The 12950-nt window shown below is 72.0% G+C and carries 14 protein-coding genes and 1 tRNA gene; 8 read left to right on the forward strand and 7 right to left on the reverse strand.

Features of this window, described 5'->3' with window-relative positions; genetic code table 11:
• The first annotated feature begins 22 nt into the window (after positions 1 to 22).
• The 3 genes from ACRAKJ_RS12360 (at position 23) to ACRAKJ_RS12370 (ending at position 2605) form a co-directional block, all read left to right on the forward strand.
• Positions 23 to 649: a hypothetical protein gene (locus ACRAKJ_RS12360; protein ID WP_438921431.1), complete on the forward strand. Its 627-nt coding sequence runs from the start codon at positions 23 to 25 to the stop codon at positions 647 to 649.
• A gap of 142 nt (positions 650 to 791) precedes the next feature.
• On the forward strand, positions 792 to 1502 hold the full coding sequence (locus tag ACRAKJ_RS12365; protein ID WP_447008939.1) for a tectonin domain-containing protein: 711 nt from the start codon (positions 792 to 794) through the stop codon (positions 1500 to 1502).
• Between the two features lie 806 nt (positions 1503 to 2308).
• Positions 2309 to 2605, forward strand: a complete 297-nt coding sequence (locus ACRAKJ_RS12370; protein ID WP_438921429.1) for a hypothetical protein — start codon at positions 2309 to 2311, stop codon at positions 2603 to 2605.
• A gap of 22 nt (positions 2606 to 2627) precedes the next feature.
• On the opposite strand, the gene ACRAKJ_RS12375 is transcribed toward ACRAKJ_RS12370, so the two are convergent.
• Together ACRAKJ_RS12375 and ACRAKJ_RS12380 are read right to left on the reverse strand one after the other, a co-directional pair.
• The gene (locus tag ACRAKJ_RS12375) at positions 2628 to 3662 is read right to left on the reverse strand and encodes a GTP-binding protein (RefSeq protein WP_438921428.1); all 1035 of its coding nucleotides are present in this window, start codon (positions 3660 to 3662) and stop codon (positions 2628 to 2630) included.
• Positions 3659 to 3967 (reverse strand): hypothetical protein, encoded by a 309-nt coding sequence (locus tag ACRAKJ_RS12380; RefSeq protein WP_438921427.1) that lies wholly within the window; start codon positions 3965 to 3967, stop codon positions 3659 to 3661. Before ACRAKJ_RS12380 ends, ACRAKJ_RS12375 begins: the two co-directional genes overlap by 4 nt.
• Before the next feature lie 109 nt (positions 3968 to 4076).
• On the opposite strand from ACRAKJ_RS12380, the gene ACRAKJ_RS12385 reads away from it, so the two are divergent.
• Positions 4077 to 4877: a methyltransferase domain-containing protein gene (locus tag ACRAKJ_RS12385; RefSeq protein ID WP_438921426.1), complete on the forward strand. Its 801-nt coding sequence runs from the start codon at positions 4077 to 4079 to the stop codon at positions 4875 to 4877.
• 214 nt (positions 4878 to 5091) lie between these two features.
• Here the strand turns inward: ACRAKJ_RS12385 and ACRAKJ_RS12390 are convergent, their stop codons facing one another.
• The 3 genes from ACRAKJ_RS12390 to ACRAKJ_RS12400 all read right to left on the reverse strand — a co-directional run bounded on the left by ACRAKJ_RS12390 (position 5092) and on the right by ACRAKJ_RS12400 (position 7827).
• Positions 5092 to 5544: a transcriptional repressor gene (locus tag ACRAKJ_RS12390; protein ID WP_438921425.1), complete on the reverse strand. Its 453-nt coding sequence runs from the start codon at positions 5542 to 5544 to the stop codon at positions 5092 to 5094.
• A 274-nt stretch (positions 5545 to 5818) separates the two neighbouring features.
• On the reverse strand, positions 5819 to 6796 hold the full coding sequence (locus ACRAKJ_RS12395) for a squalene cyclase (protein ID WP_438921424.1): 978 nt from the start codon (positions 6794 to 6796) through the stop codon (positions 5819 to 5821).
• 83 nt (positions 6797 to 6879) lie between these two features.
• Complete coding sequence (locus tag ACRAKJ_RS12400) at positions 6880 to 7827, reverse strand: HTH domain-containing protein (protein WP_438921423.1); 948 nt, start codon at positions 7825 to 7827, stop codon at positions 6880 to 6882.
• Positions 7828 to 7887: 60 nt separating this feature from the next.
• Here ACRAKJ_RS12400 and ACRAKJ_RS12405 point away from each other — a divergent pair, with 60 nt between their 5' ends.
• Positions 7888 to 9021, forward strand: coding sequence for an alpha/beta fold hydrolase (locus ACRAKJ_RS12405; RefSeq protein WP_438921422.1), 1134 nt, complete (start codon positions 7888 to 7890; stop codon positions 9019 to 9021).
• 185 nt (positions 9022 to 9206) lie between these two features.
• Complete coding sequence (locus ACRAKJ_RS12410; RefSeq protein WP_438921421.1) at positions 9207 to 9977, forward strand: hypothetical protein; 771 nt, start codon at positions 9207 to 9209, stop codon at positions 9975 to 9977.
• A gap of 220 nt (positions 9978 to 10197) precedes the next feature.
• Here ACRAKJ_RS12410 and ACRAKJ_RS12415 read toward each other — a convergent pair whose 3' ends face one another.
• Positions 10198 to 10752, reverse strand: coding sequence for a hypothetical protein (locus ACRAKJ_RS12415; RefSeq protein ID WP_447008940.1), 555 nt, complete (start codon positions 10750 to 10752; stop codon positions 10198 to 10200).
• A gap of 635 nt (positions 10753 to 11387) precedes the next feature.
• Between ACRAKJ_RS12415 and ACRAKJ_RS12420 the strand changes: the two genes are divergently transcribed.
• Positions 11388 to 12071, forward strand: coding sequence for a Pr6Pr family membrane protein (locus ACRAKJ_RS12420; RefSeq protein ID WP_438921419.1), 684 nt, complete (start codon positions 11388 to 11390; stop codon positions 12069 to 12071).
• A 472-nt stretch (positions 12072 to 12543) separates the two neighbouring features.
• Positions 12544 to 12861 carry a hypothetical protein gene (locus ACRAKJ_RS12425; protein WP_438921418.1) on the forward strand — a complete coding sequence of 106 codons (318 nt, stop codon included), beginning with the start codon at positions 12544 to 12546 and terminating at the stop codon, positions 12859 to 12861.
• A gap of 14 nt (positions 12862 to 12875) precedes the next feature.
• On the opposite strand, the gene ACRAKJ_RS12430 is transcribed toward ACRAKJ_RS12425, so the two are convergent.
• Positions 12876 to 12950, reverse strand: a tRNA-Val gene (locus ACRAKJ_RS12430).

The raw sequence follows: 12950 nt of genomic DNA on the forward strand, positions 1-12950 counted from the left end.
GTGACCCGCTTATGGTGCCGGAATGGCGGAGAGCGGGTTCGTCGAAGTACGCGGGGCCAACCGGGGCAACAACGTGTTCCCGCACCTCTTCGCCGCGGCGTTGATGGTCACCGGACCGATCGTCCACGCGACCGACGACGGCGGCACCGTCGGCATCGTGCTCACCGCGCTGCTGCTGCCGCTGGGCATCGCCGTGTGGCGAGGTGTCGCGCGCGCCAAGCGGCGGCTGCTGCGCCTGGACGAGGTGGGGCTGCCCGCGACCGCCGCGGTCCTGACCGTGGAACCGATCAGCGAGGACGCCACCGTCCGCGTCCGGCTCCTCATCAGGGGCCCGGACGTGCCCGAATTCGTGATCGAGCACGACACCAGGTACGACCCCGCCCTGAAGCCGGGGAACAAGCTCGCCGCGCTGGTCGACCCCGACGACCACCGCGACTTCGAACCGGGCTGCCAGGGACCGGCCGGCAGGGCCGCATCGCGCACAGCGGCCCCACCGCCGGCACCGACCGCTCCGCCCGACCGGAGGCATTCCGAAAAGCAGTGCCGCGGTTCACCCGGACAGCCCACGTCCGCCTTCGGACAACACCCAGACACGTCGTCCGGCGGGCACCTGCGGCACGAAGGTGATCTTCGGTCCCCATTGGGGTGACAGCGACCGAGCCCGCTCTTCGGGAACTCCGGGGCTGATACGTTCGAAGTGGCCGACAATAAGGCGGAAGAGGCCGTCCGGTAGGCAATCGTGCTCGCGATCCAGGTGTTGTCACCCCTGTTTTCGCGAGGGTTCGAACGACGTGTGGAAGGCGCCATCAGTGGCTCAGTGGAAGAACGTTTCGGGTGGGCTTTCGGCGATAGCGGTCGGCTCGCGGACCGTCGTGTGGGGCGTCAACAGCGGCAGTCAGGTCTACCACTACACCAACCACGACAACAACCCGTGGACCGGCATCCCGGGTGGGCTGGCGGACATCGGCGCGGGCGCCGACGGCACCGTCTGGGGCGTGAACTCCGGCGGCAGCATCTACCGCTACACCGGGGACACCGACGCCAACGAGTGGCTCAACGTCCCCGGCAAGCTGGCGCGCATCTCGGTGGGCTCGCGGACCAACGTGTGGGGCGTCGACTCGATCGGCGGGATCTTCCGCTACACCGGCGACGACGCCGACCCGTGGGACCGCATTCCCGGTGGCCTCGTCGACATCGGCGCCGCGGCGGACGGCACGGTCTGGGGGGTCAACTCGTCCGGCCAGATCTACCGCTACACCTGGACGGCCGACCACTGGATCGGCGTCCCCGGCGGCCTGAGCCGGATCGACGCCGGCTCCCGGACCAGCGTGTGGGGGGTGAACTCCGGCGGCCAGGTCTACCGCTACACCAACGACGACGAGAACCCGTGGGTGGGCATCCCCGGCACCCTGTCCGACATCGGCGCGGGCGCCGACGGCACCGTCTGGGGCGTGAACTCCGGCGGCGGCATCTTCCGCTACACCGGAGACGCCCCCAACTGACCGCGCGGCAGTGCGCTGGTGCGTCGACGAGAATGACGTGGTGCGGATCGGTGGTGCCGGAGGCGGCATCACCGATAACGCCGGAGGCGGCGCCACCGATAATGTCGGAGGAGTGGTCGTCACCCAGGGGTCGTGAACAGCCGCACGCGCAAGAAAGTGCGTTCCGGTGCGGACGCTGATATCGCGGCGGGGTATTCCTGTCGGGCGAGAGCGGCTGTTTGCGTCGCCTTGTCGGACAGGGGCGGTCAGGTCGGACCACGGCGGTGGTCCGCACCTTTCGCGACCGACCTTCGATTTCCTTCATCGCCACCGGTGGGTGGTCCCCGTGCGAGGTGCAGCGTGGACCGCCGGCGGCTCACCGTCGCGGACCTGGCGGGTCAGGCGACGCGCTGGCACGCGCCCTGCCGCGGTGGGGGTTGGTCCCGGGGATCGGGTGCTGCTGGTGTACCCCCGTCCCCGGACTTCGTCGGGGCCTTCCTGTTCCCCGCACCCACCGCCCACACCGCGCCCACCGCCCACACCGCCGCGCCGCGGGCGCACCCGGCACCCCGAGGCCGTTCGCGACAGCCTCGCCCGTGCCACGGCACCGAAGTCGGCGCACACGCCCCTGGCGTGACGACCGGGACGTGCTCTTCCGACCCGGTCGGGACAACGGCGATCGGTCGAGAGGTGATACGTGCATCCGGGTGAACGCGGGCCATGCGACATACATGCGCATGGCCTAATGTGTTGTTGCGCTCGGTCACGGGCGCGGAGGCGTCCGGGTGCTGGCGAAGCTCCGGCGATACCGAAAAAGGCGGTTCTCCATGACCACCGCGCACCTTGAGCACACCGGCCACGAGCACGTGCACGGCGAGGGCTGCGGCCACGTGGCCCTGCCGCACGAGGACCACGTCGACTACGTGCACGACGGCCACCTCCACCGGGGGCACGACGGGCACTTCGACGAGTGCGAGCCGGCCGACCACGGCGCCCACGACGACCACGGCCACGCGCACGGCGAGGGGTGCGGCCACGTGGCGGTCCCGCACCGCGACCACGTCGACTACCTGCACGACGGCCACCGCCACGCCGTCCACGGTGAGCACTACGACGAGCACTGACCCGCGATCGCGGTACCGCCGGTCAGAGCTGCGCGGTGTGCCGCGGAAGGGGGAAGTGGTGGTCGTGGTCGTGCGCGTCGAGGTCGTCCCACGCGGGCAGCGGGTCGTCGAAGCGCCGCCACGCGGCCGGGCCGCCGGCCAGTTCGTCGTCGGTGAGCAGGGCGGGGTCGAGTCGGCGGCGGGGTTCGTCGCGGTCGAGGTGGACGCCGATGAACACCAGTTCCTGCCGCGCGGTGTGGCCGTCGAGCAGCTCGCCCGGCTCGATGGTGAGGTTCGGCCCGGCCTGGGACCACACGGCGAGGGTGTGCGGGCGGCCGGCGATGTGGCAGAAGCCCTTGCTGCGCACCACGCCGTGCCAGTCCTCCAGCGCGGCGGCGAGCCGGGCGGGGTGGAAGGGGCGGTCGGCGCGGTAGGTGACCGAGCGGATGCCGTACTCCTCGGTCTCCGGGGTGTGCGACCCGGCCAGTTCCTCGGCCCAGCCGGGTGACGTGGCGGCCGTGACGGGGTCGTAGCGGCCGGTGTCGAGCACGTCGGCCAGGTCGACCACGCCGCGGTGGGAGCGGACCAGGCGGGCGTTCGGGTTGAGCTCGCGCAGCAGTCCCTCCACCGTGGCGAGCCGGTCGGGCGTGGCGAGGTCGGTCTTGTTGAGCACCAGCACGTCGGCGAACTCGACCTGGTCGACCAGCAGGTCGGAGATGCCGCGCTCGTCACCCTCCGCGGCGGCGAGGTCGCGCTCGTCGAGCCGGTCGCCGCGTTCGAGCTCCACCAGGAAGGTCGAGGCGTCGACCACGGTGACCATGGTGTCCAGGCGGGCGTGGTCGGACAGGCTGGTGCCGTCCTCGAAGGTCCACTCGAACGTGGCCGCGACGGGCATCGGCTCGGAGATGCCGGTGGACTCGATGAGGATGGCGTCGAAGCGCCCCTCGCGGGCGAGCGCGCCGACGCTGTCGAGCAGGTCTTCGCGCAGGGTGCAGCAGATGCAGCCGTTGGTCAGCTCCACCAGGCGCTCGCCACCCCTGCCCGACGCGAGCGAGGCGTCGATGTTGACCTCGCTCATGTCGTTGACGACCAGGGCGACCCGGCGTCCCTGCTGTCGGCCGGGTCGCGCAGGGGGTCCAGGACGTACGTCGCCAGCGCGCGGGGATGACCCAGGCCCGCCACCGAACCCGTGATCGCCTCGCGCGCCGCCGCGAGTTCCGCGCGGCGCGGTGACCGCACCGAGCGCAGCAGGCCGTTCCCGTCCACCTCGGCCCACCCCTCGGCCGCCAGCGCGCGCACCCAGTGCCCGGCGATCCACCGGTGCCGGTCCGCGGCGGGCACGACGTCGGCGGGGTCGGCGGGCAGCGATCCAGCGATCAGCACCCGGTTCCCCCTCCTCTCCGCCGCGGCGCGTGGCGGAGTCAGGGCGAACCTACACGAAAATGATTGTCGTTACGTGGAACATCTGTCGACGAGCGAAGGACGGGGTGCGGTGGGGTCCTCGATGGTGGACGCGTTCGACGAGGGCAGCGCCGAGTTCGCCGAGTGGGCACCGCTGCTGTGGGACCCGATCGGTGCCGAAGCCGTGGAGCACGCCCGGCCGCTGCCCGGCGAACGGGTGCTCGACATCTGCTGCGGTTCGGGCTCGTCCGCGATCCCGGCGGCGCGGGCCGTCGGCGTGGGAGGCGTCGTGGACGCGGTGGACCTCTCCGGCGCGCTGCTCGACCAAGGCGCCCGGCGCGCGCGGGACGTGCCGCAACTGCGGTTCCACCGCGCGGACGCGGCCGGGTGGGAGCCCGCGGACCGCCTGCCCTACGACCGGGTGCAGAGCGGCTTCGGCGTGTTCTTCCTGCCGGACACGGACACGGCGGTGGACCACCTCGTCGGCCTGCTGCGACCGGGCGGCACGCTGGCCGTGAGCACGTGGCGGCAGGGCAGCGTGGACGACGTGGTCGGCCCGTTGATCCGGGCGTTCGCCGAGCACACGGGCGCACCGCCCGTCCGACCCCCCGCAGCGGGTCAGGCGGCGCGCCTGGACACCGGCGACGAGCTCGCCGACTGGTTGCGGGACAGGGGACTGGTGGACGTCGTCGGCCACGCCGCGGAGCGCGACGTCCCCGTCACACCGGAGCCGGCGTGGACGTTCGTGACCGGCTCGGCCGTCCGCGCGGTGCTCGCGGGCCTGGACGCCGACGGCGTGTCGGCCGTCAAGGCCCGCTACCTGGACGTGGCGGGAGGAACGGCGGTGCTCCGCGCCCGCGCGCTGGTCGGCGTCGGCGCGCGCCCGAGCTGACCTCCAGGGCGCGCACCGCGCCGCACCCCGCCGGCGGCCGGTGCACCCGCCGCAGCCCGGACCGGCGCACCCGCCGCGGCAGTTGCGACCGGCGGCGTGCGGCGGTGTCGGCGGTCACGTCGGCCTCCCGCGGCGGAACGGTTCAGGTCACCACGTCCGCGGTGCGCCGCGCGAGCCCTTCGACGAAGCCCGGCCACCCGATCACCGGCCTCCGTCACCCCGGTGGCGCGACCACCCCGGTGTTCCCGTCGAGCGGGCAGCGCGTGCACAGACCGGCCAGCTCGACCGCCACCCGGACGTCCGCGAACCCGTGCGCCGCCGCCGTCTTCGCCGCCCACCGCGTGACGGGCGCCGTGTCCACGCCCACCGTGCGCCCGCACCGCACGCACGTGAGGTAGTGGTCGTGGGCGTCGGTCCTCAGGTGGAACAGGTGACGCCCCTCCCGGTCCTGCGTGATGCCGAGGACGCCCGCGTCCACCAGCGACGCGAGGTGCCGGTAGAGGGTGGTCAACCCGACCCGACCGCCCCCGGACCGCAGCAGGTGGTGGATCGCGTTCGCCGTGGAGGGGCCGGGCAGGTCGGCCAGCACGCGCAGCACCGCCTGGCGCTGCGGCGTCATCCGCGCCCCGGCGCCCCGGTCGAGGACGTGCCCGTTCCTCTCGCGCATCCCCCGCGCGCTCAGGACGTCACAGCCTCGGTCGGGCGGCACCCGGACGGGGGCGGCGGGACGACGTCGGTGGTCGAATCGGGTGACGCGGACATGGGGACCTCGGTGGTGCATCGTCCGACAATGATTATCAAGACCAATATAACCACCCTTCGGTGATCATGCGGCCCCGGCCGGAACCTGCCCCGTCGGTCGTCCGGGCGGTGCGCGACGCGGGCGTGCCCTCACCCGCCCGACATCCCGGCGGCACACCGCCGGCCGGTCCGCCGCGGTATCAGCCCGAGCGCGTCCCGGAGTCCCACCAGTCGAGCACCCGCGTCCCGATCAGGGTCAGCCACTTCGACGGCTCGCCGGCCGGGACGTCGACCTCGAACCACACCCGCCCGGGGTGCCGGCGGGCCTGGAGCCACGTGCCGTCCGGCTGCCGGGCGGCCCGGACCGATTCGATCGCGTCGGCCATGCGCGGGTCCGGCGGTGTGCCGTCGAGGAGGGCGGCCCGGCGGAAGTGGTCGGCCGCGTTGAGCACGCTGTAGTACCAGCGGAACGGGTAGGCGAAGCGGTCCACCCACGGCGCCACCGGTTCGCCCGTCGACAGCCGGCGGAACAGCCCGCGCCGCAGCAGGTACTCCTCACCCGAGCGCCGGGCGGCGCGCGTCGATCCCGTGCCCCCGGTCGCGGCATCGTGGGCGAGCAGGCCGGTGAGGGAGTTGAGCGTCGAGTGGAACGACGACCGCGTGGAGCCCTCGACCCACGCGCAGTTCCACCCGCCGTCGGGCAGTCGGTGCTCGACGAACCAGTCGACGACGCCGGTGACGTCGGCGCCGAGCCACAGGCCGTTGCCGACCGTCCAGGCGTTGATGCAGCAGTCGACCTCACCGCCCCAGTACGGCAGGTCGTCGTACTCCCAGCGGCAGTGCTCGGCGAGCAGTTCGGCCGTGCGACGCCCGCGCAGGACCGCGGCGTCCAGGCCCCACTCGCGCAGCGAGTTCAGCGACCACGTCGTCGCCGTCCAGGGCTGCCCCTCGGTCTCCACCGCGTCGAACTCGAAGCCCGCGGGGAAGAACGCACCGCCGGCCCACCGGCCGTCGGCGTCCTGGAGCGCGAGCAGTCGCGCGCCGAAGCCCTCGGTCGCGACCCGAGCGCGGGTCGCCTCCCAGACCCCGGGCGGTTCGCCCGCGAGGTCGCGTTCGACCTGCCGGCGCAGCGCCGGGTCGGAGTCGAGGAGCCACGCGAGCAGGTTGCCGGTCGCCACGGCGCGACTCCAGTGGGCTCGTCGGGCCGGTTGGGGACGGCCGACCCGGGCTCGTTGTGGAGCGGCCGGGGTGGTCCCGGTGGTCAGGCGCGGGCGTAGCGCTCCGCGAGGGTGCGCAGCAGTGGCCTCAGCTCGCCGGGCGACTCGACGGTGAAGTCCATGCCCAGCATGCCGATGTAGGCGGCGACCGTGTCCAGCGAGTCGGCGCCGGTGACGAGGACCGAGGTGGTGTCGGTGACCGTCTCGACCACGCCGACGCCGGGGTGGATGCGGTCGAGGACGGCCTGGGCCGGCGCGTCGACCCGCAGGCGTGCGTGCACCTGCCAGCCGCTGAACGCGACACGGCGCATGGTGAAGCTCGTGTAGTCCTCGTCGGGGAGGGCGGTGGGGGCGAACCGGCGGTGGGTGCGCGTGCGCGGCGTGATCCAGTCCGCCCGGTAGACGTCCCACTCCCCGCCGGACGGGTCGCGGGCCACGAGGTACCAGCGTCGCTTCCAGGCGAGCAGGCGGTAGGGCTCGACGAGCAGCGAGGTGTCGCGGTAGTCGAAGCGGAACCACTCGACGTCGTGGATCGCGGTCGCGATGGTGCGCAGCACGGCGGGGTCGACCTCGGGGTCCGGGGAGTCGGTGTCGGTGTTCTCCGGCGCGTGGTCGACGACCGAGGCCAGCGCCTCCACCGTCGGCCGCAGGCGTGGCGGCAGGACCTGTTCGAGCTTGGCCAGCGCGCGGGCGCTGGAGGTCTCCAGCCCGGCGATGCCCCGGCCGGCGCGCAACCCGATCGCCACGGCCACCGCCTCCTCGTCGTCCAGGAGCAGCGGGGGGAGCTTGCCGCCCGCTCCGAGCCGGTAGCCGCCCGTCGCGCCGCGGGTGGCCTCGACGGGGTAGTCGAGCGCGCGGAGGCGCTCCACGTCGTTGCGGATGGTGCGGGTCGTGACGCCCAGCCGGTCGGCGAGTTCGGTGCCGCTCCACGACGGGCGCGACTGGAACAGCGCCAGGAGCGCGAGGAGGCGCGCCGATGTGTCCGCGGTCACTGCGACACCCTCCGTCATATAGGAACGAAGCTTTCCTATAGGCACTCTACCGTCTGCGTCATGACGAACACGCAGATCCGCCCCTCCCGCATCGAGGTCACGCAGACCGAGCTGGACGACCTGACCGGTCGCCTCGACCGCACCCGCCTGCCGCAGCCGGCGCCGGGCGACACCTGGGAGCACGGCACCCCCAACCACTACCTGCGCAGGGCCGTGACGGCGTGGCGCGCGTTCGACTGGCGCGCCGCCGAGGAGCGCATCAACGCCCACGCGCACTTCGTCACCGAGATCGACGATCAGCCGATCCACTTCATCCACGTCGAGTCGCCGCACGAGGGCGCGACGCCGCTGCTGCTCGCCCACACCTACCCCGGTTCGTCGGTCGACTACCTCGACATGATCGGCAGGCTCACCGACCCCGTCGCCCACGGCGGGCGCGCCGAGGACGCGTTCCACGTCGTCGTGCCGGACGCACCCGGCTTCGGCTTCTCCAACCCGGTCACCGAACCGGGCTGGACCACCGCCCGCGTGGCCCGCGCCTACGACACCCTCATGCGCAGGCTCGGTTACCGGCGCTACGGCGTCCACGGCTCCGACCACGGCGCGATGGTCGCCCGCGAACTCGGCGTCCTCGCCCCGGAGGGCTTCCTGGGGCTGCACGTGCTGCAGCTGTTCTCCTTCCCGTCGGGCGACCCCGCGGAGTTCGAACAGCTCGAACCGCGGGACCACGCCGGTCTGGAGCACATGCGGTGGTTCCAGAAGGTCGGCGGCTACAACACCATGAACGCCAGCAGGCCGCAGACGGTCGCGGCCGGGCTCAGCGACTCGCCGATCGGGATGCTCGCCTACAGCGAGCTGTTCAACTCCTTCGGCAACGGCACGTCCCTCGTGCCGCTGGAAACCATTCTCACCGAGGTGTCCGTCAACTGGTTCGCGAACGCCGCCGCGGGCATGGCCCGGTCCTACTTCGACAACGCGGCCGCCCCCGCCGACGAGCCCGCCCCGCGGAACGCCGCCCCGACCGGCGTGGCCGTGTTCGCCGACGACTTCCAGACCATCAAGGTGTTCGCGGAACGGGACAACCCCAACATCGTCCACTGGAGCCGTTTCGAGAAGGGCGGCCACTTCGCCGCGCTCGAGGTCCCGGAGATCGTGGTGGACGACATCCGGGCGTTCTTCACCGCACTGCGGTGACCTCCCGGGACGGAGGAGCGGTCGTAGCGGGCCCACCCCCTCGCGCGAGCAGGCCGTTCGACCTGGAAACGTTGGCCCGCAACGAAAAGCATCACCCACCGAAGCTCATGCGTGCCCGTAACACATCCGGGTGAACCGTCGATCTGTCCGGTATCAGTCTTCCGAACCGCGGGCAGGGGCCAGTCTTGAAGCAGTCCGACCAGCCGGCGAGGAACGAGGTCGGGGGCGACGTCGGCACGTCCATCCAGGCCGGGTCCATCAGCGGCGACGTCCACCTGCACCCGCCCGCCGGGCCGCGGTGGCGCAGGCGCCTGCTGCTCCTCGCCGTCGCGGTGGCGACCACCATGGGCGCCTCCGCCACGGTGCTGGTCGAGCTGACGGTGCCCGACGAGCCCGCGCGGTCCGCGCCGCCCCAGGCCGTCGCCGCCACGGCGTCCGCGACGGAAACCGCCGGGGCGGTCACCCACGTGCCGGTCGTGCCGCCGGTGGGCGCCGGCCGGCCGATGCCCCTCGTCCCCGCGACCCGCGCGTCCGGCAGCGTGATCGCCGTGGCCACGACCACGACCGCCGCGACGACCACCACCACGACGGCGTTCGCGCCGGGCGCCGCTCCTCCGCCCGCGGGCACCGTCCGCTTCAGCGGCGAGCTGGAGTTCGGCAGCTTCGACCTCGACCTGCCGCAGCCCAAGCGCGTCGACGGCCGCAACGTCTGGACACTCACCCCCGGCCGCCTGCACGGGGACGAGAACTACTGGTTGGCGGAGTGGTTCGGCGGTGGCGCGCCCGGCCGAGCCGAGTGCGCCACCGAGATCACCGCGCGGGGGACGCGGGACGCCGAGAACCTGGCCGCCGGCGGCACGGTGTGCGGGAGCACGCCGGAGGGCAGGGTCTTCCGGATCGACGTGCTCACCGTGGACCACGCGACCGTCACCGGCCAGGTCGTCGTGTGGGACTAGCGCGTGTTCCGAAGGTGAGGTGAGCGGCGGCGTGTCGGTGGCCGGAACGTGGCGAGGTCTCCGGTGAGTGGTGTAGCGACCGACGCCACCGACATCCGGCTACGCCACATCTGGAACACGACCCAGGTCCGGACGGTGAGACCTCGTGTCATCTTCGGCGATCTCGCGGATTCGGTGCCGACCGCGGGACCGGTGACGAGGCCGCCCCTGGGATGGCGACTCAGAGCGAGGTGATCTCCAGGGTGACCAGGGAGTAGATGCCGGAGACGGTGCCCAGCCCGGCGGTGCACAGCAGCACGTCGACGCTTGGACCGGTGTTCACCTGGACGACGGTGCTGCCGGTGAACAGGCCGGAGGTGACCGTTCCGGTTTGGGTGACCACCAGGGCGGCACCCGCGACGGTGGCGGTGCGGTTGGCCGAGACGATCGAGGTCTGGCCGGTGTTCCAGGCGATGGTGAAGGTGGAGGACCCGGTGTCCAGCAGGTCCAGGCAGGTCTGTTCCGGGTCGTTGGAGGTGCGGGCACGCGAGCCCGAGGTGACGGCCGGGTTGCTCAGCGACACGCAGGGCCCGTACTGCGTCGAGGAGTTGATGGTGACGGCTTGCGGTGCCATGGTCAGCGGCGGGGTGTAGGTGACGGTCTCGCTGCTGGGTGGGGTGCAGGTCACGTCCAGCACCCCGGCCGTCGCCGCCGCGGCCGGCCCCGGCACGGTCAGCGCGAGAGCGGAGACGGCCGTCATCAGCGTGGCCGCGGCGGTGCGCAACGAATTGATCATCATCGCTCTCCATCCGGGCGGCACCGGTACCCCGTGTGGGCCCGAGCACGTGCCAGGCACCCAGGATGATCCCGCCCGGACGATCCCCGACAGGACCGAACGGGCGACCGCGCACAGACGTTCGGCTCGCCATCACCGCCCGGCCAGGACGGCAAGCTGACCGACCCGGGTCACCGCGACGGTACGGAGACCTGCCCCGAACACCCGAAGCCGCACTCGAGATGTATCGCACCACCTGATCACCGACGCCACCGGCATCCCCCTGGCCGTGACAAGTACCGCCGCAGTTCAACGCTCGTGCGCAGAGTCCTGGCACCCCACAGGTGCCCGGCGTGCCCGGGAGACGTCCCGTCACCGGCGACGATTCACCAGTCCGGACGGGCGGCGAACCACAGCCGGTCCGCGGGCTCGTAGCGGACCGGACCGGACCCGTGAGCTGCCGACGAAGGACTGCGCTCTCGTGCTTCCGGACCACTTCGCACAGCAAGGACATGATCACCCGGACGCGCTCCCGACACCGTGACCGCCTTGCTCCACCGGCGACGATGGCTGTTCGAGCGGCACGGGGTGTGCGGAGGTTCGCCGAGGTGGGTGCTCGCCTGGCAGGACCGGTCGACCGGACTGATGATGGGGCGATGAGCACGAGCACCGAACCAGCGCGGTCCACCGGGTGGCACACCGGTTCCAGGACGTGGCACGCGGTGCTGGCGGCCGTCATCGCCGCGTCCCTGGTCATCCAGTTGGTCCTGCTGTTCACCGGAGGCGCGGACGCCAACTCGGGCGACATCGGCGCGGTGGCGGGTGTCGGGACGCGGCTGGTGCGGTTGTTCAGCTACTTCACCATCCAGAGCAACGTCATCGTGCTGGCCGTGGCACTCACCCTCGCGGCGAACCCGGCCCGTGACGGCAGGGGCTGGCGGGTGGCCCGGCTGGACGCGCTGCTCGGCATCACGATCACCGGCCTGGTGTTCGACCTCGTGCTCGCGCCGATCGTGCACCTGGAAGGCGCGGCCCGGTGGGCGACCATCGGCTTCCACTACGTCTCGCCGTGGATGGCGGTGCTCGGCTGGCTGCTGTTCGGACCGCGCCCGCGGGTCGACCGGTCGACGGTCGGCTGGGCGTTCGCCTGGCCGGTGCTGTGGATCGCGTACACCTTCGCCCACGGCGCGATCACCGGTTGGTACCCCTACCCGTTCCTGGACGTCACCCGGCTGGGTTTCGGCACGGCTCTGCGCAACACCTTGTTCGTGCTCGTGCTGGCACTGGTCCTGGCGTTGATCTACAAGGCGCTGGACCGGCTCCGCCCCACCGTGCGTTGAGGGTGTCGCCCGGCCCCGCCCCGGTGCTGCGCACGGCTGCGGGGGACCTCACCCCGGATGCCGGACACGGGGTTATGCGGCGTGTCGGTAGCAGGCTGTTCTTGTAGTCGATCGGGGATGTCCGGCCGAGGTGCGAGTGACGGCCTCGGGTGATGTACCGATGCGCCCAGCCGAACACCGCCGGTCGTGCTTCCCTCGTACTGCCCCAACTCCGGGCGCCTTGGAGCGTCTGGCGTGTGAAGGAGGCGTTGAGGCTCTCGGCGGCGTTGTCCGCGGAGCTGCCCCACCGCGCCCATGGACCGGGTCACCCCGGCGGCGCGGCAGGCGTCGGCGGCCCTGGCACCGCAGTGGGCCCCGTGTGCCCACCCGGATCGTCACGATCCAAGGGTGTCCGGTGTCCAACATCCAGGGTCAAGTCCCCTCGACGGCCGATTGGTGCTCGGCCCGCCCAAGACGAAGGCCAGTAAGTGGCATGGCCTACGTCACATACAAGACGTGGCTGATCGAAGACGGCGTGCCGGAAGTCGTCCAGCACAAGCGGCTGGGGCACCGGTATCGAGAGGTGCGGGGCATCTACTCGTATGTGACACACGTCATGGCCAACGGGGTGCTGGACGAACTCCAAGCCCGCCGGGAGCGGTCCGGCGCGGAAGCAGGAACGGCTGCCACACACGGCGGGGGAGTGGTGACCACGCACGGTGAAGATGATCACACCAGGACCATCTGCTCCCGTTCTGCTCCCACCAACGCAGAACAGCCGCCTGGTGAAGATCACCAAGCGGCTGTCTGACCTGCGTATATCTCTGGTGGACGATACAGGGATTGAACCTGTGACCCCTACCGTGTCAAGGTAGTGCTCTCCCGCTGAGCTAATCGTCC

It is taken from the genome of Saccharothrix sp. DSM 118769 (genome assembly GCF_052936295.1).